Here is a 19,426-nt window from a genome sequence, read left to right as displayed (position 1 = left end):
CAAAATTACCAAATCGCCCACCCGGCCACGGACCGGATTTCATGGCCCGGTACCTTCGCGGGCGCAGTCATGACCGGAAGCAGGGGGCTCTCTATTGAATTTGCGCCCCGTTCACCACAAACTCTCCGCAAACAGGGGGGAATACATGCCAGAGACCAAACCAACCTCAATCGACTTCAGCGACCGGATTTTCGACCTGCGCCGCGAGCGCAGCCATGACGACCTCTGGTCCATGCTCGACCGTCTCTACGGCACCCATCCCGACTACGCGAAGTTTTCCAAGGCACTGGACCGCGCCATGCGCGTGGCCTGGCGCGACCGGCCGGAGGATTTGCGGCTGCTCGACCTGAAACGCGACCTGGAACCCGACTGGTTCCAGCGCCCCGACATGGCGGGCTACGTGTTCTACATTGACCGTTTCTGCGGCACCCTGGCCCGCGTGCCGGAAAAGCTCGACTACCTCGCCGATCTCGGCATCAATTACGTGCACTTCATGCCCTGCCTGAAACCCCGCCCGGCCCCCAATGACGGCGGCTATTCGGTGATGGATTACGGCAAAATCAACCCCGCCTACGGCACGATGGACGATTTCGAGGCCGCCACCACCGCCTGCCGCGAACGCGGGATCAGTGTCTGCGTCGACATGGTCCTCAACCACACCGCCAAGGAACACGCCTGGGCCAAAAAAGCCCGCAGGGGGGACCCGAAATACGTCGACTACTATCTCATGTTCGACGACGACACCCTGCCGAAGCAGTATGAGCGCACCCTCGTCGAAATCTTCCCCAATGACGCGCCCGGCAACTTCACCTGGTATGACGACTGCCAAAAATGGGTCTGGACCACCTTCAACGAGCATCAGTGGGACCTGAACTGGGCCAACCCCCAGGTCTTCCTCGAAATGGCCAAAATCATGCTCAACCTCGCCAATCGCGGCGTGGATGTCCTGCGTTTCGATGCCGTGGCTTTCATGTGGAAACGCATGGGCACCCGCTGCCAGTCGGAGCCGGAATGCCACATGCTCCTCCAGGCCTTGCGCGCCGTCTGCCGCATCGTCGCCCCCGCCGTCATCCACCTGGAGGAAGCCATCGTCAGCCCCGCCGAGATGCTGCCCTATCTCGGTCGCGGCGAACATGACGGTAAGGAGGGCAACCTCGCCTACCACAACTCCCTGATGGTCCAGTTCTGGTCGGCCCTCGCCTCCAGTGACACGCAGCTCATGACCTATGTGATGGGCGCCCACTTCCCCCCCAACCTCACCAACGCGACCTACGCCACCTATCTGCGCTGCCATGACGACATCGGCTGGGCCGTGACGGACGAGGACGCCGCCGTCGTCGGCCTCAACGGCCATCTGCACCGCTCCTTTCTTTCCGATTTCTACGAGGGCACTTTCCCAGGCAGCTTCTCGAAAGGCGAGCTGTTTCAGTACAACCCCGAAACCGGCGACAAGCGCATCAGCGGCACCTGCGCCTCCCTCGCGGGTCTCGAAAAAGCCCTCGACGCCAAGGACGCCATCGCCACCGACCGTGCCATCGACCGCATCCTCATGGGCCACGCCCTGATCGCCAGCAGCGGCGGCATCCCCCTGATCTACATGGGCGACGAACTCGCCCTGACCAACGATTACGGCTACCACGACGTCCCGGCCCACGCCCATGACAGCCGCTGGCTCCATCGCCCCATGATGGACTGGGCCGGTGCGGAGATCGCCCGCAGCGACCCCGACAGCGTTCAGGCCAGGGTCTGGACCGGCATCCGCGGCATTCTCGCCCGCCGCGCCGGCGTGCGCGAGTTCCACGCGGCATACCCCACCGAAATCCTGCAAACCGGCAACGCGGCCCTCTTTGCCCTGGCCCGCCGCGCCCCCTTCGGCAGCGTCGTCTGCGTCTACAACTTCTCCGACTGCTGGACCGCCCTGCCGCAAAGCTGGCTGGTCCAGCACGGCATGACCCGCCATGTCGACATCCTCTCCGGCGGCGCGGTCGCCTCCGACGGCGGCGCGGTCCCCATCGCGCCCTACGCCCGCGCCTGGTTTCGCTAGGGCCGGGGCCTCACGCCCCCACCTTCCCGTCCGGACCGAACCGCTCAAACAGGATATGTCCGGGCGGCACGCCACAGCCCTCCAGCCCCGCCTGCATGTCCGTCAGAAACCGCCCCGGCCCACAGAGCAGATACCGCGCCTCCGCCGGGTCCTCCAGCACGGCAACCGCCTCCGCGCTCATTCGCCCCGCCACGTCAAACGCCACACCCGGCACATCCGTCCGGTCCGGGCGGCTGTAGTAAACCTGCCGCCGCAGGTTCCTGTGCCGCGCCATCAGACCGTCCACCTCCGCCCGCATTGCGTGGTCCCGTCCGTTCCGCGCGCCATGCACGAACCAGACCCGCCGCCCGCTCCCGGCCAGCGCATGCAGCATCGACACCATCGGCGTCAGCCCCACACCCGCACTGACCAAAACCACCGGCCCGTCACCGTCCGGAACACCAAAATCCCCGGCGGGCGGCCGCGCCTCGATCATGTCGCCCTGGCACAGATGGTCGTGCAGAAACCGCGACATCAAACCCCGGTCCTCCCGTTTGATCGACAGCCGGTAATGCGACCGGTCCGCCGCAACACCCGACAGGGAATAGCTCCGCTCCGTCATCCCGCGCTGCCCCGGGATTTGCACCGCCACCGGCAAATGCTGCCCCGGCCTGAACTCCGCCAGCGGCCGCCCATCCACCGGAGAAAACCAGAACGACGTGATCCCGTCCGATTCCCGCACCCGACGCGCCAGGCGCAGCTTCCGCGCCTCCCCGTCCAGCCGGGTCCAGCGCAGCGACAGCGCCCCGGGCCGGTCCACCACCGCCTCGATCTCCACCTCGATCAGCCGCAAGGCATCCGGGTCCACACCACCCCCCGGCGACCAGTCCACCCGCGCCCGACCCGTGACATGCAACAGTCCCCCGGTTTCAAAATCGACGAACACCAGCCCCACACGCGGGTCCGACATCAGGTTGCCAATGGTGTTGAAGAAATTATTCCCCGCATAATCCGGGACCAGCAGCCGGTTTGGCCCCTCCACCCGCACAAATCCCGGCGCACCCCCGCGATGCGAGGCGTCAAACCCGTTCGAGGCCGCACCGCTTCCGTCATGATGCCCCGACCCGATAAACAGCGCATCGGCCCGCGAAATCCGCGCCATCTGCGCCTCCGACAGGGTCTCACTCCGCCGCGCCGCCGGCGCCTCCCGCCGCGCCACACGGGTGAGCCCACGCGGATGAATATACTGCGGGCAGTTCCCAAAGGTCTGGCGCATGTCGATCACCAGCCCGGTGTCTCCGGCCGAAAGCCGCCCGCTAAACCGGTTCCGCCGCCGGGTGGCCAGTTCAATCCCAAGCGCCCCGATATCCCCGCCCGCCGCAAACAGCGCGGCCAGCGGATCGGTCCCATCCACCACAGTATCCAATGTAAGCCGTCCTGGATCAGGCGAACGGATAAACCCGTCCTCCCCATCCACCAGCGTTGTCCAGATACGCCCCTCCGCATCCGCTCCGGCAAACACCATGAAGGGCAGGGAGGTATAAAAGGCGCGGTGCTGCTCCGGCAGATGGTCCCGCACGAAACCACCCGCCCATTTCGACACGTCACCCACGCCCGCACGACGCTGCGCGTCCCGCTCTCCCGCGTGAAACGGGCTCTCATCGACCTGTGTCATCACCGCGCCTCCGGGACTTCGCTCAGACCAGTTCGGGAATGGGCGACGTCGCCATCCCGACAAACCCCGGCTGCCGCTCAATACGGCTGAGCCAGCCACGAATGTTGCCATAGGGGGCGAGATCCACACCGCCCTCGGGCGCATGGGCGATGAAGCTGTACCCCGCCACATCCGCGATGGTGATCTCCTCCGTCGCCAGCCAGTCCCGACCGGCCAGATGCGCGTCCATCACCCTGAACAGATCATGCGCCTTGCGCACCGCCGCCGCATGGTCAAGCGGCGCGTTGAAAACGGTCACCAGCCGCGCCGCACATGGCCCTGAATAGACGTTATCCGCTGCAACCGTCAGCCAGCGCTGCACCTCCGCCGCATCCTTCGGCGCCTGGGGCAGCCAGTGCGAGCCTTTCGCGTAGGTCTGAACCAGGTAAACCAGGATCGCATTGCTGTCGGCCAGGGTATAGCCGCCATCGTCAATCGCCGGCACCAGGCCAAACGGGCTGATCTTCAAAAACTCCGGCGCCTTATGCGCCCCGTTCGCCATGTCGAGATCAACCGTCTCATAGGGCAGGCCAAGAAACGCGAGCATCAGCTCAACCCGGTGACAGTGGCCTGATTTCGGGGTGCGATAAAGTTTGATGGGGGTGGTCATGGGTCAAATCCTTGGTAAGATTGAAAAATCAGAGGCCGAGATCGCTCAGCCCAGGGTGGTCGTCCGGCCGCCGTCCCAGCGGCCAGTGAAACTTCCGTTCATCCTCACGGATCGGCTTTTCGTTGATCGAGGCATGGCGGTTTGCCATGTATCCGTCCGCGTCAAACTCCCAGTTCTCGTTGCCATAGGCCCGGAACCAGTGTCCGCTGTCGTCGCGGTATTCATAGGCGTAGCGCACCGCGATGCGGTTGCCGTCATGCGCCCAAAGCTCCTTGATCAGCCGGTAATCCAGCTCCCGGTCCCACTTGCGCGTCAAAAACGCCTCAATCTCGGCACGACCCCGCGGAAACTCCGCCCGATTGCGCCACGCACTGTCCGGCGTATAGGCCTGCGCCACTTTCGCCGGATCGCGCCCGTTCCAGCCATCCTCGGCCAGCCGGACTTTCTCGCGGGCGGTCTCATTGGTGAAAGGCGGCAGGGGGTGCCGCGGTGCTTCCCGTGTCATGGTCACGTTCCTTTCGCATCACGCTTTGGGGCGCGGAAAATGTCAGTGACCGGAAACTAATTTACCCCAATTAGCAAATGAATATACTCAATCTGAAAGAAACTGTTTTGCGAAACGACAGCAATGAGGCCCGCAATGGACCGTCTGCAAAGCCTCGAGGTCTTCATCGCCGTGGCCGAGGCAGAAAGCTTCGCCGAAGGTGCCCGACGCATGGGTCTCAGCGCCCCGTCCGCCACACGCGGCGTCAACGCGCTCGAGGAACGTCTCGGCGCGCGCCTTTTCACCCGCACCACCCGCCGCGTCCGCCTGACCGATGTGGGCCGCACCTATCTCGAGGATGCCCGCGCCATCGTGGCCCAGCTTCAGGCCGCTGACGAGGCCGCCTCCGGTGCCGCCGCCAACCCGGTGGGCGAGTTGCGCATCACCTGTCCCAACGAGTTCGGCCGCATCTACATCACGCCTATCCTCGCGGAGTTTCTCGACACATACCCGGACGTCACCGCCGATGTTGTCATGGTCGACCGCGTCGTGAACATGGTCGAGGAAGGCTTCGACATCGCCCTGCGCATCGGCCCTCTGCCCTCATCCGGTCTCATCGCCGTCCGGGTCGGCAGCGTCCGCCTCATGGTCTGCGGCGCGCCCGCCTATTTCGAGCGCCACGGCCGCCCAAAAACCCCGGCGGAGCTCGCGAACCACCGCATCATCGCCACCGCCCCGGCCAGCCGGTCCACCGAATGGCGTTTCGGCGCCGACCGCTCACAAACCGTACGCGTCCAACCGCGCCTCGCGCTCAGCAGCATCGCCGCCGCCCGCGAGGTCGCCGAACGCGGCTGGGGCCTCACCCGCGTCCTTTCCTACCAGATCGGCCCCGAACTCGACGACGGCCGCCTGCAGGGCGTGCTTGAGGATTTCGAGCCCGACCCGCTCCCGATCCACCTCGTCCACGTCGAAAACCGCCGCGCCCCCGCCAAAATCCGCAGCTTCATCGACTTCGCCAAGCCCCGCCTCCGAAGCATCCCCGTCCTGGGGTGAGGCCCTCCGGCGGCTTTCCGTTAACCCTGACAAAAATTAACCCTGACATCCCGGCCTCCGCCAGGAACCTGTTAATCACTCGCCTTAAAATTGCGCGGACTTCGACCGATTATTTTTTTTGAGGTATATATATATGTACATTAATGTCCGGAGCGCTTTTGGCGATCCCGAAATCCGCCAGATCATGTCGTTAAGGGACGATGTCATCAGCCGGTTCAGCCCGCTCTTCCGCAACCCCGCGCGCCTGACCCGCGACGATTACCTCGAATTTCTGACCATCCGGAACACAAACCACTGGTCCGACGTCGAACGCCGCGACCATGAGGCCGCCGATGACATGGATCACCTCCGGACTGCCATCGCGCTCCTCGTCGACCATTCCGCCCCGCTGCCTGCACGGATCGATACCGTGCGCGACATGCTGCCCACCGTCAGTGTCGACACCCTCACGCCCATTCTCCTCGTGGCGTATCCCGATCACTACGGCATCTGGAGCGAAACAAGCGAGGCCGCCCTTAAGGATCTCGGCCACTGGCCCGATTTTGAGAGCGGTGCCACCACCGGCGAAAAATACCAAAAAATCAACGAAACGCTCCTGCGCCTCGCCGACGAACACCGCGTAGACCTCTGGACCCTCGCCGCCCTCTGGCTGCTGGAGCGCCGCCCAAAGGCGCCCACACCCGGGTAACCCGGGGGGCCGAACTACCCCCGCCCCTCCGCCTCGATAATCTCCAGAAACCGCTCCCCAAACCGCTCGGTCTTGCGGGCGTTCATCCCTGAAATCGCCTCCAGGTCGTCAAGCGTCCCAGGCCTGCGCGCCGCAATTCGCGAGAGCGTCGCGGCATCGCAGGACAGGGGCCGGTCCATGCCGTTTCCGCCCCGCGCCAGTTCCACCTGGGCCTCCTGCAACCGGTCGAACAGCGATCCGCTGCCATTGCCCTCCGAGGCCAGCCGCATCCGCGCCGGGTGGGGCCGCTCGCCGCCCGCTCCGGTCAGCACGTCGAGGAAATCCGGGCCATAGCGGTCCAGTTTCACCGCGCCGATCCCCGTGATCCCGCGCATGTCGTCGATCGTCTGCGGCTTGCGGCTGACCATCTCCACCAGCGTCTGGTCATTAAAGACAATATAGGCCGGCACCCCCTGCGCATCCGCCAGTTCCCGCCGCTTCGCCTTCAGCGCCGCCAGCAGCCCCTCATCCTCTTCCGCCACCAGCGCCATCGGCGCGGCCCGCCCAGCCTGTTTCCGCGAGGCCGTCACCGTATCCGCCCGCAGCGTAACGCTCATTTCCCCGCGCAGCAGGGGCCGCGCGCTCTCCGTAAACCGCAGCGCCCCATGCCGCGACGCATCGGGTCGCAGGTAATCGAGCCCCATCAGCTGGCGGAACACCGTCTGCCATTCCGCCTTGGACCGGTCCTTTCCAACCCCAAAGGTCGGCAGCCTGTTATGCCCCCGCTGCGTCACCCGGTCCGTCGCCTCGCCGCGCAAAACGTTAATCAGATGCTCCGTCCCGAAATACTCACCCGTCCGCAGCACCGCGGAAAACGCTTTCCTCGCATCCTCCGTCCCGTCGAACAGCTTCGGCGGCGTTTTGCACAGGTCACAGTTCCCGCAGGGCTCCGCCCCCGTCTCACCGAAATACGCGAGCAACACCTGCCGCCGGCACCCCTGCGCCTCCGCCAGGCCCAGCAGGGCATTCAGCCGCCCATGATCCGCGTCCTTGCGCTCCATCGGCGACGGGCTCTCGTCAATCCGCGTCCGCTGCAACCGGATGTCATCGGCCCCATAGAGCGTCAGCGTATCTGCCGGCGCCCCGTCGCGCCCGGCCCGGCCAATTTCCTGGTAATAGGACTCCACCGATTTCGGCAGATCCGCATGGGCCACAAAGCGAATGTCCGGCTTGTCGATCCCCATGCCAAAGGCAATCGTCGCACAGACCACCAGCCCGTCCTCACGCTGAAACCGCGCCTCCGCCGCCTCGCGCTCATCCCGCTCCAGGCCCGCGTGATAGGCCATCGCGCGGTGTCCCGCCTCGTTCAGCGCCTGGGCAAGCGTTTCCGTCTTGTTGCGGCTGGTGCAGTAGACAATCCCCGACAGCCCCCGGTGCAGGTCGACGAAATCCAAAATCTGCCGCCGCGGCGAGTTCTTCACCTGAAAGGCCAGCGACAGGTTGGGCCGGTCAAACCCGCCCAGGAATGTCTCCGGCTCCCCGCCCGCGAAGAGCTGGCGACAGATTTCCTCCCGCGTTTCCGCATCCGCCGTCGCGGTCAGCGCCACGGTCTGCACCCCGCCAAGCTGTTCCCGCAGGCCACCAATTCGCAAATAATCAGGCCGGAAATCATGCCCCCACTGGCTCACGCAATGGGCCTCATCAACCGCCAGCAGGCTGATCCCCGCCCGCCGCAGAAGCGGCCCCGAGGACCCCAGCCGTTCCGGCGCCATGTAGAGAAGCTTCAGCGTGCCGTCATCAATGCCCGAGAAGATCTCCTCCAGGTCCATCTCATCGGAATGCGAGGTCAGCGCCGCCGCATTGACCCCGGCGGCTTTCAACGCCCGCACCTGATCGCGCATCAGCGCAATCAGCGGCGAGATCACCACCGTCAGCCCCTCGCGCATCAGCGCGGGAAGCTGAAAACACAGGGATTTACCACCACCCGTGGGCAAAATTGCCAGCACGTCGCGACCGTCGGCGACCGCGCCCACAATCTCGTCCTGCCCTGGCCTGAAATCCGAAAACCCAAAGACCCGGTCGAGGATCTCCCGCCTGTCACTCATGTGCCGTCAAACCTGAAAATCGAAATCACCGTGTCCCCATAGCGCCTTTCGTCCAGCCGCGAAAACCCCTGTGGTTTGCGAACCGCGTCAGACTCTTCCCAAACGATCACCGACCCCGGCGCGATCCAGCCCCCCGCCGCCGCCGAGGCAAGCGCCTTTTCCCCCAGCTTTTTGCCATAGGGCGGGTCGAGAAACACCAGCCGGAACGGATCGGACACGCATTTGCCAAGCCGCGTCGCGTCCTTCGGGATCACTTTGGTCTGGGGCAATACGCCCAGCTTCGAGATGTTTTCCTCAAGGATTTTCTGCGCCTTGCGCCCCTGGTCCACGAACACCGCCTGTTCCGCCCCGCGCGACAGAGCCTCCAGCCCCAGCGCCCCGGTTCCGGCAAACAGGTCCAGCACCCGGTACCCTTCCGGCAGGGGCCGCTCCGCGTAACCGCCATGGGCCAGCAGATTGAACAGGCTCTCCCGCACCCGGTCCGTCGTCGGCCGCAAATGCGCCGCCGCATCGCCCCTGCCCACCGAGGCGAGGGCCCGCCCGCGATGTGTGCCACCTATGATGCGCACGTCTTTAGACCTTTCCGCCAGTTCTCTGAGGGCATCGCGGACCTCGGGTGGCGCGATAGCGCCTCCCTGGGGGGAGGTCAGCGCTGCCCGGCGTCGCCGCCGGGCGGGACAGTTGAATCCGTCGCCGCCTCAAGCCAACCCCTTCAACTCCACACCCGGATCCGCCACCTGACCCGCATCCGGCGACACTCCCGCCTCGATCCAGCGCTTCGCCATCATGTAACTCCGCGGATCGTTCATCGCATCCACCGCCAGCAACTCATCCCCGGCATAATACCACACCGACTGCGTGCCCTCACGCACGCCCGGACGCACCACCGTCCGGTCATAGCCCGCATTCAGCCCGGCAATCTGCAACTTGATATTGTACTGATCCGACCAGAACCACGGCTTTGCCACGTAGTCCACATCCCCGCCCAGCATCGCCGCCGCCACGGCCTCCGCCTGGTCGATCGCATTGGGCACGCTCTCCAGCCGGATCCGCACCCCCCGATAGGGAAAATTCGTGCAGTCCCCGGCGGCAAAGATCGACGGATCTGACGTGCGCCCCGCACCGTCCACAACAATCCCGTTATCAAGCTCCAGCCCCGCATCCCGCGCCAGCCCGTCGTTTGGCACCACACCAATGCCAACCAGCGCCACATCCGCCGGGATCACCGTGCCGTCGCTCAGCTCTCCACCCGTGACCCGGCCATTCTCACCCACCAGCCGGGACAGCATCACGCCCTCGCGGATATCAACCCCGTTGTTCCGGTGCAGATCGCGAAAGAAATCCGCCGTCTCCGCTGACGCCACCCGCGCCAGAATACGCGGCGCCGCTTCCAGAACCGTGACCTTCAAGGCCTTCTCGCGCAGCACCGCGGCGGCCTCCAGGCCAATATACCCGCCCCCCACGATCAGCGCCGCCCCATGCCCCCGCGCCAGCCCTTCGGCCAGAGCATCCGCATGCGCGAGCGACCGCATCACATGCACGTCGTCCAGATCACCGCCAATGTCACCCGGCAGCCGTCTTGGCGTCGTCCCGGTGGTCAGCGCCAGCAGATCATGGCCAATCCGCCGCCCGTCTTCCAGCACGACCTCCTTCGCCGCGCGGTCAATTGACACCACGCGCACCCCGGTCAGCACCTCAATATTCTGATCCGCGTAAAACGTCGCGGGCCGCAGGTACAGCCGCTCCAGCTGCATCTCCCCCTTCAGATACGCCTTCGACAGGGGCGGCCGCTGATAGGGCAGGGATGGCTCATCCCCGATCAGCGTAATCGGCCCCCGATGCCCCAGATCCCGCAGCTTCGCCACCAGGGACGCCCCCGCCTGACCGGCACCAATCACTGAAATTCGGGCGTCCAGGTTTTCCATGGCGGTCTCCGGTCTGGCATTCATCGGTCAAACGTCTATATGCCGTCATGCGTTTGGCGCAACCAGTACATTGGGGGACAAGGGAATGAGCCTGTCGATCGGAGACAAACTGCCGGAAGCCGAATTTCTTGAAATGATCGGAGAGGACATGGAAACGCTTTCCACCGGCGACCTCTTCACCGGAAAACGCGTGGTCGTTTTCGCACTGCCCGGTGCCTATACCAGCACCTGCACCAACCGCCACCTGCCGAGCTACGTTCAGAACGCCGACAGGATCCGGACCAAGGGCGTCGATGACATCATCTGCCTCTCGGTCAACGATCCCTTCGTGATGAGCGCCTGGGGCGAGGCCAATGGCGCGTCTGGCGGCAACGTCCGCATGATCGCCGATGCGACCGGCGCATTCACCAAAGCCGTCGGCATGGATTTCTCCGTCCCGTCCCGCGGCCTGATCGACCGCTCCCGCCGCTACTCGATGATCGTCGACAACGGCGTGGTCGTCGACCTCTTCGCTGAGGAAGGCACCGGCTGCGAGATCAGCGCCGGCGAAACCATGCTCGAAAAACTCTGATTTTCAGATCCCGGGCGGTCGTGCCGACATGACCGCCCAATCGCGCCAAATGGTCAGCAAAACGGGACGGTTTTCGCAAAACCCCGCGCAATCTGTGCCATTTGATTCACAATCTGTGCCAAATCCCTGCACATCTGTGCCACTTCGGTGTCAGATTGTGCCACCTGGGCACCCTATTGTGCCAGCTGATCCATCTTTTTCGCCAGCTTCAGATCAAGGTCCGACAGCCCGTCAATGCTGTGGGTCGTTAGCGTCACATCCACCGTTTTATAGACATTCGCCCATTCCGGATGGTGGTCCCATTTCTCCGCCCAGAGCGCCACGCGGGTCATAAATCCGAACGCCTCAACGAAGTTTTTGAAGACGAATTTCTTCGAAACCGCATCGCGCTCTTCCAGAAATACCCATTCGTTTTCAATGAGTTCCCTGCGTCCCGCCTCTGCCAGCGCCTCAGCCATTTTCACTCTCCCCTTTGCGGAACGGGGCGTAATCCATCATGATCTGGATCTCCTCCCCAATGTGTTCCGCCTCCTGTTTCAGGTAGTTTTCGACCGCCCTCGAAAACCCCTCATCCCGGAACCAGTGCAGCGAATGCGTCACCGTCGGCAGGTATCCCCGCGCCAGCTTATGCTCCCCCTGCGCCCCGGCCTCAACCCGGTCGATCCCATTTCCGATAGCAAAATCAATGGCCTGGTAGTAGCACAACTCAAAATGCAGGCAGGGGTGATCCTCGACACACCCCCAATACCGCCCATAAAGCGTCTCCGCCCCAATAAAATTCAGCGCCCCCGCAACCCATCGCCCATCGCGCTCCGCCAGCACCAGAAGCATGTCGTCGCGCATGGTTTCATGAGCAATATCAAAGAATTGCCGGGTCAGATACGGCGTGCCCCATTTCCGCGCGCCCGTGTCCTGATAGAACGCCCAGAACGCATCCCAGTGCTCCGGCTCGATTCCATCCCCGGTCAGCGCGACGATCCGTCCGCCAAACTCCCGCGCCTTTTTGCGCTCCTTGCGAATGGCCTTCCGCTTGCGTGAACTGAGGTCCGCGAGAAAGGCGTCAAAATCGGCGTAGTCGCGATTTTCCCAATGAAACTGGCGGGTTACACGGCCCAGAAGCCCGACGCTTTCGCCCCATTCCCGCTCCTCCGCCGTGCAGAACGTGGCATGAAATGACGAAACCTCACTATTCGTCGCGACCTGTATCACCCCCTGCAACAGCGCCCCGCGCCCGATGGTCTCATGCCCCGCCCGCGTTAAAAACCGCCGCCCCGTCACCGGCGTAAACGGCGCCGCTGACTGAAGTTTCGGGTAATATCGCCCCCCCGCCTGCTCATAAGCATGGGCCCAGTCGAAGTCGAAAATATACTCGCCCTGGCTGTGCCCCTTGGCATACATCGGCATCACCGCAATGACCTCGCCCGCCATGCGTGCAACGAGGTGCCGGGGCTGCCATCCGGTGCCGGGGCCGACACTGCCGGAGCGTTCCAGAGCATCGAGAAAACGGTGTGTTATGAAGGGGTTCTCGGGTCTGTCGCCCGGCTGGTCGGCACAGGCGTCCCACTCCGCGGCGCTGATCTGCGCCACGGAATCGAGCATGGAAATTTCGAGTGTTTCGCCGCCGTCCATCGCTGCCTCCGTCCCCATGATCTGGCACCCGAAGCGCCGCCGTCAATGGCCCGGAGGCCCCGTTGCGATCACAACAGGTAATGTCGCCTAAAAAAGCGGCGTCGGCTCCGGAATTCTGGGCCTGTAGCCCTCAAACGTGATGTTGTCCGCGATCTCCCGCACCGCGTCCTCCTGCTCCTGCGACCGCACGGTCCAGCACAGCACCGGGAAGCCCTTGCGGCGGATACGTTCCACCGCCGCTGTGTTCAGGTTCCGCGCGTCATGGGAGATAAAGACGGAACCGGAGCGGTCAAATCCCTCAATGTTTGCAAGGGTTTGACGGCGCTGTTCCGGCAGGTCCCACTCCGCGTCCTGAAAGTCGCAGGTCACCAGACCACGCGCCACCGCGAGGCCAAAGCGGCCAAACGCGGTGACGGAATGCGGGTTGAAACTCATTACCGCAACCGGCCCGGCATAGAGCCGCAACAGATCGGCGACACGTTCCTCCAGCGCCCCAACATCGGGCGAAAGCGAATGCCCCGGCTCCTTGATCTCAAGCAGCAGCGGCACTTTTCCGCGAACGATTTCAAGGGTTTCCTTGAGCGTGGGAATGGCGTCGGTGGAATCCGTCAGGACAATCTCGCGCAACTCATCCGCCGTGCGTCCGTTCACCGGCCCGGTCTCGGCGGTCAGGCGGTCAAGCGTTCCGTCATGGAACACCATCGCCTCGCCACAGGACGCCGCCTGAATGTCGATCTCGATCCCATAGCCCTCAGCCACGGCCGCCTCGATGGCGGAGAGACTGTTTTCAATGATCCCCGCCCCACGATCGTGAAGCCCACGATGGGCAAGGGGCGCGTCAATGAAATCCTGTGGCAGTTCAGCTGATCTGGAATACACCTTCGACCTCTACCGCTACGCCGAGGGGGAGGGAGGAGGAGCCAACAGCCGCCCGCGCGTGCCGTCCGGCATCCCCAAACACTTCCACAAACAGGTCCGATGCGCCGTTCACGACCTTCGGATGGTCCGTGAAATCCGCATCCGCGTTCACAAATCCGTTGATTTTCACGACACGGACAACCCGGTCGAGATCACCGCCGCAGGCCGCGCGCAGCTGGGCGATCAGGTTAAGCGCACAGCGTTTCGCCGCCGCCACACCGGCGTCCACATCCATGTCGCGACCGAGCTTCCCGGTGATCAGGCCATTGGAATCATTACTGATCTGGCCCGAGATAAACACCAGGTTGCCAGAGATCACGTATGGAACGTAATTCGCCGCCGGTGCGGGCGCGTCGGGCAGAGTGAGCCCCAGTGATGCAAGCTTTTGGTCGATGGCGCTGGTCATGAACCTGTTCCCCGTTTTCATTCCGGCCCGTTTTCAACCGTGTCACCGGGGGAGGCAAGAATTTTTTGCGGGATGATCGGATGGCGGTGGCCCGTAATTGGTGTTATCCGGGCCGGAATGCAGCGTTGGTATTTGATAAACCATGTTGTGATTTACCAGCGATCCGATGTTGTCGGCACACCGAAAGGCAGAATTCCTTGAATATCAGCAAACATGCCGCCGTGGTGCTTCTCCTGACCGCTTTGGGAGCCTGTTCGACCAATCCCAACCCGGATGATCCGGTCTACGACCCCCATGAGGAGTTCAACCGGAGGGCCCACGCGCTGAATGTTCCGGTGGACAATGCCGTCTATGGACCGGTTTCGCGCACCTATGGCAACATCGTGCCGGGCATGATCCGGACCGGTATCACCAATCTCAAGCGCAACTGGGAAAACCCGAACTACATCATCCACTATTCGCTTCAGGGCAAGGGCGAGCTGGCTGGCCGGTCCTTCATGCGCTTTGGCGTAAACACCCTGTTCGGGTTTGGCGGTATCCTCGACTGGGGTCAGGATCTTGGGATGGAATACCGCGATACCGGCTTTGACGAGACGTTCCTCGCCTATGGCGTGCCGGAAGGAGGCTACCTGGAGCTGCCGTTTGGTGGCCCGGGAACGGAGCGTGACTGGGCCGGCTGGGCGCTCGATGCGGCTACCGATCCCGTCTATTACGTGACGACCGTCGCCGCGACGCGGACACTTCTCGTGATTGCGGGTCTTGATCTGGCCAATGATCGTTACGAACTGGATACGGTGGTGGATGAGCTTTATAACAATTCCACCGACAGTTATGCCGCCACGCGCATCGCCTATCTTGAGGCCATGCGGGCAAGCTACGGCGGAGAGACCGAGCTTGAAGCGCTGGAGGACATTTACGGGGATGTTTACGGGGATTTCTGAGATGAATGCTGACATGACGATTGACCGCCGCACTGTTTTGACGGGACTGGCCGCGTCCGCAGTGGCCCTGGTCATGCCGCGGATGGCATTTGCGGATGCCGTGTCGAGAGCGCAGCAGCATGTGAGTGCGGCCTCGGCCGAGCTTTCGAGCCTGGTCAATTCCGGCAAGAGCGGTTCGAGCCTCTACAGGGAATTTCAGCGCATCATGTCGAAATACGCCGACATGCCGGTGGTGGCTGCGAGCTGTCTGGGCCGTGACTGGCGGTCCGCGTCGAGTTCCCAGAAGAAAGCATATGTGAATGCGTTCCAGGGTTATCTGGCGGCCAAATATGGACGCCAGTTCGGTGATTTCACCAACGCCACGATCCAGATGGAAGGCGGCCGTGAGGTGAAGGACAAAAAAGGCCGCAGCGCCGGTGTCGAGGTCTTCACCACCGTGGTTCGCCCCGGTCAGGAGAACATCGGCGTAAACTGGCAGATAAGCGAGCGCAGCGGCTCACCCAAGGCGGTCAACCTGATCATTGAGGGTGTGTCGCTTCTCTCGAATGAACGGCAGGAAATCGGTGCCATGCTGGACGCCCAGGGCGGCAGCATCGACGGCCTGATCCAGCAGCTTCAGAGCCGCGCGGCCTGATTGTCTAGGGCGTCGGGCTGATCTCCAGCCAGGCGCCGAACTCAAGGGCCGTGTCCCATCCGTCATGCAGGTTGAGGATGGCGCAGGCGGCCCGGATCACCCCGGAATGCGTAACCCACAGAACCGGTCCCCGTGACCGGTTCATGTCGTTCAGGGCGTCCTCCACCCGGTCCCGAAGCATGCTGACGCTCTCCCCGCCATGCGACCGCGCGCCGAGGAAATCCGCGGCCCAGGCGTCAAGCTGCTCGCGGGGAATGTCATCCCAGGGCGTGTTTTCCCAGGTTCCGAAATCCTTCTCGATCAGGCGTTTATCGGTTTCCACCGGCAGGTTACGGGCGTCTCCGATGTGGCTCGCCAGCATGTGGCAGCGCGTCAGGGGGCTTGTGACGATGCCTTCGACAGACGGCAGGTCCCGGGCAATTTCGGATGCGGTTTGCGGAAATCCGGCATCCGGCAGCAGATCGGTACGTCCGTAGCACAGGCCCTTCGGCATGTCGGGCCGGGTATGGCGCAGCAGGATCAGAGACATGCAAGGACGGCCAGCAGAAACGTGACCTCCGAGACCTGCTGAACCGCGCCGAGCACGTCGCCGGTGTGTCCGCCGAGTACGCGCTGGCTCGGGCGCATGACGATCAGGGTGCCGACGATCAGACCGGCCAGCCCCGTGACGGTTGCCAGCGGACCGGCGAACCAGAGCAGCAGCAACAGGCTGAACAGCACAAACGGGGCCATAATGGCGATGGTGGCTGGCGAGAGGGTTGTGGTCAGCCCACTGCCCTTGCCGTCCGATCGCACATAAGGCGTGAGGCCCATCACGACGGTACAGGCGGTGCGGCTGAGGCAGTGGCCCGCGATCAGGCAGGCTGCGGCGGTGTCAGGGGGCATGTGGCCCAGGGTCACGATTTTGCAGGCCAGAACGAGGCCGAGGCCAGCCGCGCCAAAGGTGCCAATGCGGCTGTCGCGCATGATCTCCAGAACGCGCTCCTTTGGTTGACCGCTGCCCAGCCCGTCGCAGAGATCCGCGAGGCCGTCCTCGTGCAGGCAACCGGTGATCAGAATTCCCGCGCCGGTGGCGATGAGCGCGGCCAGCACGGGTGGCAGGACGGAGGCCGCGATTAGGAAAACCGCGGCCGTGAGCAGCCCGATCAGGATACCGACTGCGGAAAACCAGCGTGGGATGCGGGCATAGCGTTTGGCGGTGTAAAGCCCCTCAACAGGCACGGGCAGTCGGGTCAGAAACTGAACCGCGAGCAGGAAGCCCGCCAGCTGCCTGGTGAGGGGGTGCGTCATGCCGGACCGCTGACCCCTGCGGACTCGAAACTGGCCATGTCGTTGAGCATCGCGACCGAGGCCTGAAGGAGCGGCCAGGCGAGAATGGCGCCGGAGCCTTCGCCGAGGCGCATTTCCAGCGCGAGCAGGGGTTTAGCGCCCATCCACTCGAGAATCCCCACATGGCCGCGTTCGGCGGATTTGTGGGAGAAGATGAAGGACCGGCGGGCGTCCGGTTGAATGGCCTCCGCCGCCATGGCCGCGACGGTGGAAATGAAGCCGTCCACCAGAACAATCCGGCCCGACGCTGCGGCGCCAAGCATGGCACCGGTCATGGTGGCGATCTCAAAACCGCCGAATTCGCGCAATGCGCCGGCCGCGTCGAGCGTGCCGGGGCCGCGGCTCGAGGCTTCCGCGAGGATTTGGGTTTTGCGGGTTACGCCATCATCGTCGAGGCCCGTGCCACGCCCGACGAGACCGGCGAGATCCATGCCGGAAATGCGGTGCGCAACAAGCGCGGCGGAGGCGGTATTGGCAATGCCCATCTCACCAAAGGCCGCAACGGTGTCCGGCGATCCGGAGCCGATGTCGCGGCCGTTTTGCAGGGCGGTTTCGAGCTGTTCCGCCGTCATGGCAGGTTCGGTCAGGAAATTCGCCGTGCCCGGGGCGATGCGTCGGGACACCAGCGCGGGGTCGTCTATGGGATCGCCCGCGACGCCGGTATCCACCACCGTAACGGGAATGCCGAGCGTGTTGGCGAACACGTTCGAGGCGGCACCACCGGCGAGGAAGTTCAGCACCATCTGCGCCGTAACCGCCTGGGGATAGGCGGATACGCCCTCATGGGCAATGCCGTGGTCGCCTGCGAAAATGGTCAGGGTGCATCCGGCCAGTTTCGGGGTCGTGGTGCCCTGAATTTTGGCGATGTGCTCCGCGATTTCCTCAATACGGCCGAGTGATCCGACCGGTTTGGTTTTTGAGTTGAGCGCCTGCTGGACCGCCTGCGCCAGTTCCTCGTTCACTTCGTGCAATGTACCCGTCCCCCACTGGTCGAATCCCCGTGCCACCCCACAGAGGCACGGTTGACCGCTGGTTTACGGCCTAAACCGCCCTGTTTCCATGCCTTTTCGACAGCTGTACGGCGAGGATGCCTATCATGATTATGACGACACCGATGAAGTCCGTGAGCGTGATTGGCTCACCCAGGATGAGGAACGCGATGAACACACCGAGAAACGGGTTGAGGAAGTGGAACGTGGCCGCCGGAACGGCACCGATCCGGCCCACGAGGATGAACCAGATCATGGTTGCGGCAACGCCGGGGATGAGCGTGGTGTAAAGGAAGGCCCAGAACAGCGGCCAGGTCCAGTTGATCTCCCAGGTTTCCAGGGCGACCGAGACGGGGAACAGCGCAAACGATCCCACCAGCATCTGGAGCCCCACAACCATCCAGAGATTGCCGCCGACCGACACGCCACGCACCAGCAGGGTGGCAATGGACAGCGCCAGCACGCCGATCAGGCACAGGGAAAGCCCGTAGATATCCGCACTGGCGCCCATACGGGCCTGCATGATGTAGACCACGCCGGAAAACCCGATTACGAGGCCTGCCATCGCAAGCGGCGTCAGGCGCTCTCCGAAGAACGCGCGTCCAAGTGCGGCGACGATCAGTGGCAGCATGCTGGCGATGATTGAGGCGAGACCGGCCTCGATGGTCTGCATGGCCTCAAAGTTCAATCCAAGATAGAGCGCGTTCTGGCAGAGCCCAAAGACGAGGACGCCGATCCACTGGCTTTTGGTCAGCCGGATCCTCTGACCGGCGGCGAGGCCAATGGCGAGCGCGATGACGCCGGAAATCAGGAACCGGAAGGAAAGTGCGAGAAATGGTGGCGCGTCGGCGACGACGATACGTGCAGAGGTGAAGGCGGAACTCCACGCGAGCACGAAAAGAAAGCCCAAAATCATGGAGCGCCAGTCAGGCATGGTTCCACCAAAAAAAAGGGGCTGCATGTGATGCAGCCCGATAACGGGAAAGCCCGAAATTTCCGTGGGGAAGATCAGGCGTTGATCACGTCCTTCAATGCCTTGGCGATGGTCACCTTGGCAACCCGGTCAGCGGGTTTTTTGATCTGCTCGCCCGTGGAGGGATTGCGAACCATGCGCTCGGCCCGCTCGCGGCAGGCGAATTTGCCGAGACCGGGAAGCGTAACGGCGCCTCCGTTGGCAACCTCTTTTGTGACGATTTCGGTCAGTGCCTCAAGTGCCCGGTTCGCTGTTGCCTTGTCCATGTCGGTGGCTTCCGCCATCGCTGCAACAAGCTGGGTTTTGGTCATGGGCTTCTGAGTCATTGTTGTCTCCCTGGTCCGAAAAAAAGCCTGGCCGCACTCGGCCATCCATTTGGTGATGCTGCACTTAATCGGGCTGGCCGGAAAAACTCAATCGCAGAATGTGCAAAAAGAGTCGTATTTGTTGAGCAA

General features: G+C 63.4%; 21 protein-coding genes. 6 read left to right on the top strand and 15 right to left on the bottom strand.

Annotated features, from left to right (window positions below):
- Positions 1-145: 145 nt before the first annotated feature.
- Entirely contained in the window at positions 146-2,044 is a 1,899-nt protein-coding gene (locus tag ACP15P_RS11535; protein WP_424928610.1) for an alpha-amylase family protein, read from the top strand.
- A 10-nt stretch (positions 2,045-2,054) separates the two neighbouring features.
- On the opposite strand, the gene ACP15P_RS11530 is transcribed toward ACP15P_RS11535, so the two are convergent.
- The 3 genes from ACP15P_RS11530 to ACP15P_RS11520 are packed head-to-tail and all read right to left on the bottom strand — an operon-like array spanning position 2,055 to position 4,852.
- Positions 2,055-3,698 (bottom strand): FAD-binding oxidoreductase, encoded by a 1,644-nt coding sequence (locus ACP15P_RS11530; RefSeq protein WP_424928609.1) that lies wholly within the window; start codon positions 3,696-3,698, stop codon positions 2,055-2,057.
- A 22-nt stretch (positions 3,699-3,720) separates the two neighbouring features.
- Positions 3,721-4,347, bottom strand: a complete 627-nt coding sequence (locus ACP15P_RS11525) for a glutathione S-transferase family protein (protein WP_424928608.1) — start codon at positions 4,345-4,347, stop codon at positions 3,721-3,723.
- A 28-nt stretch (positions 4,348-4,375) separates the two neighbouring features.
- Complete coding sequence (locus ACP15P_RS11520; RefSeq protein WP_424928607.1) at positions 4,376-4,852, bottom strand: nuclear transport factor 2 family protein; 477 nt, start codon at positions 4,850-4,852, stop codon at positions 4,376-4,378.
- Positions 4,853-4,987: 135 nt separating this feature from the next.
- On the opposite strand from ACP15P_RS11520, the gene ACP15P_RS11515 reads away from it, so the two are divergent.
- Together ACP15P_RS11515 and ACP15P_RS11510 are read left to right on the top strand one after the other, a co-directional pair.
- Positions 4,988-5,884 carry a LysR family transcriptional regulator gene (locus tag ACP15P_RS11515; protein ID WP_424928606.1) on the top strand — a complete coding sequence of 299 codons (897 nt, stop codon included), beginning with the start codon at positions 4,988-4,990 and terminating at the stop codon, positions 5,882-5,884.
- 133 nt (positions 5,885-6,017) lie between these two features.
- Positions 6,018-6,572 (top strand): hypothetical protein, encoded by a 555-nt coding sequence (locus ACP15P_RS11510; protein ID WP_424928605.1) that lies wholly within the window; start codon positions 6,018-6,020, stop codon positions 6,570-6,572.
- A 14-nt stretch (positions 6,573-6,586) separates the two neighbouring features.
- Here the strand turns inward: ACP15P_RS11510 and recQ are convergent, their stop codons facing one another.
- The 3 genes from recQ to ACP15P_RS11495 all read right to left on the bottom strand — a co-directional run bounded on the left by recQ (position 6,587) and on the right by ACP15P_RS11495 (position 10,581).
- On the bottom strand, positions 6,587-8,656 hold the full coding sequence (recQ, locus tag ACP15P_RS11505) for a DNA helicase RecQ (RefSeq protein WP_424928604.1): 2,070 nt from the start codon (positions 8,654-8,656) through the stop codon (positions 6,587-6,589).
- Positions 8,653-9,246 carry a 16S rRNA (guanine(966)-N(2))-methyltransferase RsmD gene (gene rsmD, locus ACP15P_RS11500; protein WP_424928663.1) on the bottom strand — a complete coding sequence of 198 codons (594 nt, stop codon included), beginning with the start codon at positions 9,244-9,246 and terminating at the stop codon, positions 8,653-8,655. The genes recQ and rsmD overlap by 4 nt, the downstream gene beginning before the upstream one ends.
- 108 nt (positions 9,247-9,354) lie before the next feature.
- Positions 9,355-10,581, bottom strand: coding sequence for an NAD(P)/FAD-dependent oxidoreductase (locus tag ACP15P_RS11495; RefSeq protein ID WP_424928603.1), 1,227 nt, complete (start codon positions 10,579-10,581; stop codon positions 9,355-9,357).
- 85 nt (positions 10,582-10,666) lie between these two features.
- Here ACP15P_RS11495 and ACP15P_RS11490 point away from each other — a divergent pair, with 85 nt between their 5' ends.
- Positions 10,667-11,152 (top strand): peroxiredoxin, encoded by a 486-nt coding sequence (locus ACP15P_RS11490; protein ID WP_424928602.1) that lies wholly within the window; start codon positions 10,667-10,669, stop codon positions 11,150-11,152.
- A gap of 173 nt (positions 11,153-11,325) precedes the next feature.
- Here ACP15P_RS11490 and ACP15P_RS11485 read toward each other — a convergent pair whose 3' ends face one another.
- From ACP15P_RS11485 to ACP15P_RS11470, 4 genes are all read right to left on the bottom strand, one after another.
- Positions 11,326-11,610, bottom strand: coding sequence for a 4a-hydroxytetrahydrobiopterin dehydratase (locus tag ACP15P_RS11485; RefSeq protein ID WP_424928601.1), 285 nt, complete (start codon positions 11,608-11,610; stop codon positions 11,326-11,328).
- Entirely contained in the window at positions 11,603-12,799 is a 1,197-nt protein-coding gene (locus tag ACP15P_RS11480; protein ID WP_424928600.1) for a GNAT family N-acetyltransferase, read from the bottom strand. The genes ACP15P_RS11485 and ACP15P_RS11480 overlap by 8 nt, the downstream gene beginning before the upstream one ends.
- Before the next feature lie 69 nt (positions 12,800-12,868).
- Positions 12,869-13,660 carry a glycerophosphodiester phosphodiesterase family protein gene (locus ACP15P_RS11475; protein ID WP_424928599.1) on the bottom strand — a complete coding sequence of 264 codons (792 nt, stop codon included), beginning with the start codon at positions 13,658-13,660 and terminating at the stop codon, positions 12,869-12,871.
- Positions 13,641-14,105: a RidA family protein gene (locus ACP15P_RS11470; protein ID WP_424928598.1), complete on the bottom strand. Its 465-nt coding sequence runs from the start codon at positions 14,103-14,105 to the stop codon at positions 13,641-13,643. Before ACP15P_RS11470 ends, ACP15P_RS11475 begins: the two co-directional genes overlap by 20 nt.
- Before the next feature lie 197 nt (positions 14,106-14,302).
- On the opposite strand from ACP15P_RS11470, the gene ACP15P_RS11465 reads away from it, so the two are divergent.
- The gene (locus tag ACP15P_RS11465) at positions 14,303-15,046 is read left to right on the top strand and encodes an MlaA family lipoprotein (RefSeq protein ID WP_424928597.1); all 744 of its coding nucleotides are present in this window, start codon (positions 14,303-14,305) and stop codon (positions 15,044-15,046) included.
- A gap of 1 nt (position 15,047) precedes the next feature.
- On the top strand, positions 15,048-15,680 hold the full coding sequence (locus tag ACP15P_RS11460) for an MlaC/ttg2D family ABC transporter substrate-binding protein (RefSeq protein ID WP_424928596.1): 633 nt from the start codon (positions 15,048-15,050) through the stop codon (positions 15,678-15,680).
- A 4-nt stretch (positions 15,681-15,684) separates the two neighbouring features.
- Here ACP15P_RS11460 and cobC read toward each other — a convergent pair whose 3' ends face one another.
- The 5 genes from cobC to ACP15P_RS11435 form a co-directional block, all read right to left on the bottom strand.
- A complete protein-coding gene (gene cobC / locus ACP15P_RS11455) occupies positions 15,685-16,209 on the bottom strand; it encodes an alpha-ribazole phosphatase family protein (protein ID WP_424928595.1) in 525 nt (174 codons plus the stop codon).
- On the bottom strand, positions 16,200-16,970 hold the full coding sequence (gene cobS / locus ACP15P_RS11450) for an adenosylcobinamide-GDP ribazoletransferase (protein ID WP_424928594.1): 771 nt from the start codon (positions 16,968-16,970) through the stop codon (positions 16,200-16,202). Before cobS ends, cobC begins: the two co-directional genes overlap by 10 nt.
- Positions 16,967-17,980 (bottom strand): nicotinate-nucleotide--dimethylbenzimidazole phosphoribosyltransferase, encoded by a 1,014-nt coding sequence (gene cobT, locus ACP15P_RS11445; RefSeq protein WP_424928593.1) that lies wholly within the window; start codon positions 17,978-17,980, stop codon positions 16,967-16,969. Before cobT ends, cobS begins: the two co-directional genes overlap by 4 nt.
- Positions 17,981-18,050: 70 nt before the next feature.
- Positions 18,051-18,932, bottom strand: coding sequence for a DMT family transporter (locus tag ACP15P_RS11440; protein WP_424928592.1), 882 nt, complete (start codon positions 18,930-18,932; stop codon positions 18,051-18,053).
- Between the two features lie 74 nt (positions 18,933-19,006).
- Positions 19,007-19,297, bottom strand: a complete 291-nt coding sequence (locus ACP15P_RS11435; RefSeq protein WP_424928591.1) for an HU family DNA-binding protein — start codon at positions 19,295-19,297, stop codon at positions 19,007-19,009.
- Positions 19,298-19,426: the final 129 nt, after the last annotated feature.

Source organism: Amaricoccus tamworthensis (assembly GCF_049800875.1).
GTDB lineage: Bacteria > Pseudomonadota > Alphaproteobacteria > Rhodobacterales > Rhodobacteraceae > Amaricoccus > Amaricoccus tamworthensis.
The sequence above is the reverse complement of the archived record's forward strand: the minus strand, read 5'-3'. Positions and strand labels throughout refer to the sequence as shown.

Coding starts and splice junctions, on each gene's coding strand:
- ACP15P_RS11535 (WP_424928610.1), top strand. CDS start 146: ATGCCAGAGACCAAACCAACCTCAATCGACTTCAGCGACCGGATTTTC.
- ACP15P_RS11530 (WP_424928609.1), bottom strand. CDS start 3,698: ATGACACAGGTCGATGAGAGCCCGTTTCACGCGGGAGAGCGGGACGCG.
- ACP15P_RS11525 (WP_424928608.1), bottom strand. CDS start 4,347: ATGACCACCCCCATCAAACTTTATCGCACCCCGAAATCAGGCCACTGT.
- ACP15P_RS11520 (WP_424928607.1), bottom strand. CDS start 4,852: ATGACACGGGAAGCACCGCGGCACCCCCTGCCGCCTTTCACCAATGAG.
- ACP15P_RS11515 (WP_424928606.1), top strand. CDS start 4,988: ATGGACCGTCTGCAAAGCCTCGAGGTCTTCATCGCCGTGGCCGAGGCA.
- ACP15P_RS11510 (WP_424928605.1), top strand. CDS start 6,018: ATGTACATTAATGTCCGGAGCGCTTTTGGCGATCCCGAAATCCGCCAG.
- recQ (WP_424928604.1), bottom strand. CDS start 8,656: ATGAGTGACAGGCGGGAGATCCTCGACCGGGTCTTTGGGTTTTCGGAT.
- ACP15P_RS11495 (WP_424928603.1), bottom strand. CDS start 10,581: ATGGAAAACCTGGACGCCCGAATTTCAGTGATTGGTGCCGGTCAGGCG.
- ACP15P_RS11490 (WP_424928602.1), top strand. CDS start 10,667: ATGAGCCTGTCGATCGGAGACAAACTGCCGGAAGCCGAATTTCTTGAA.
- ACP15P_RS11485 (WP_424928601.1), bottom strand. CDS start 11,610: ATGGCTGAGGCGCTGGCAGAGGCGGGACGCAGGGAACTCATTGAAAAC.
- ACP15P_RS11480 (WP_424928600.1), bottom strand. CDS start 12,799: ATGGGGACGGAGGCAGCGATGGACGGCGGCGAAACACTCGAAATTTCC.
- ACP15P_RS11470 (WP_424928598.1), bottom strand. CDS start 14,105: ATGACCAGCGCCATCGACCAAAAGCTTGCATCACTGGGGCTCACTCTG.
- ACP15P_RS11460 (WP_424928596.1), top strand. CDS start 15,048: ATGAATGCTGACATGACGATTGACCGCCGCACTGTTTTGACGGGACTG.
- cobC (WP_424928595.1), bottom strand. CDS start 16,209: ATGTCTCTGATCCTGCTGCGCCATACCCGGCCCGACATGCCGAAGGGC.
- cobS (WP_424928594.1), bottom strand. CDS start 16,970: ATGACGCACCCCCTCACCAGGCAGCTGGCGGGCTTCCTGCTCGCGGTT.
- ACP15P_RS11440 (WP_424928592.1), bottom strand. CDS start 18,932: ATGCCTGACTGGCGCTCCATGATTTTGGGCTTTCTTTTCGTGCTCGCG.
- ACP15P_RS11435 (WP_424928591.1), bottom strand. CDS start 19,297: ATGACTCAGAAGCCCATGACCAAAACCCAGCTTGTTGCAGCGATGGCG.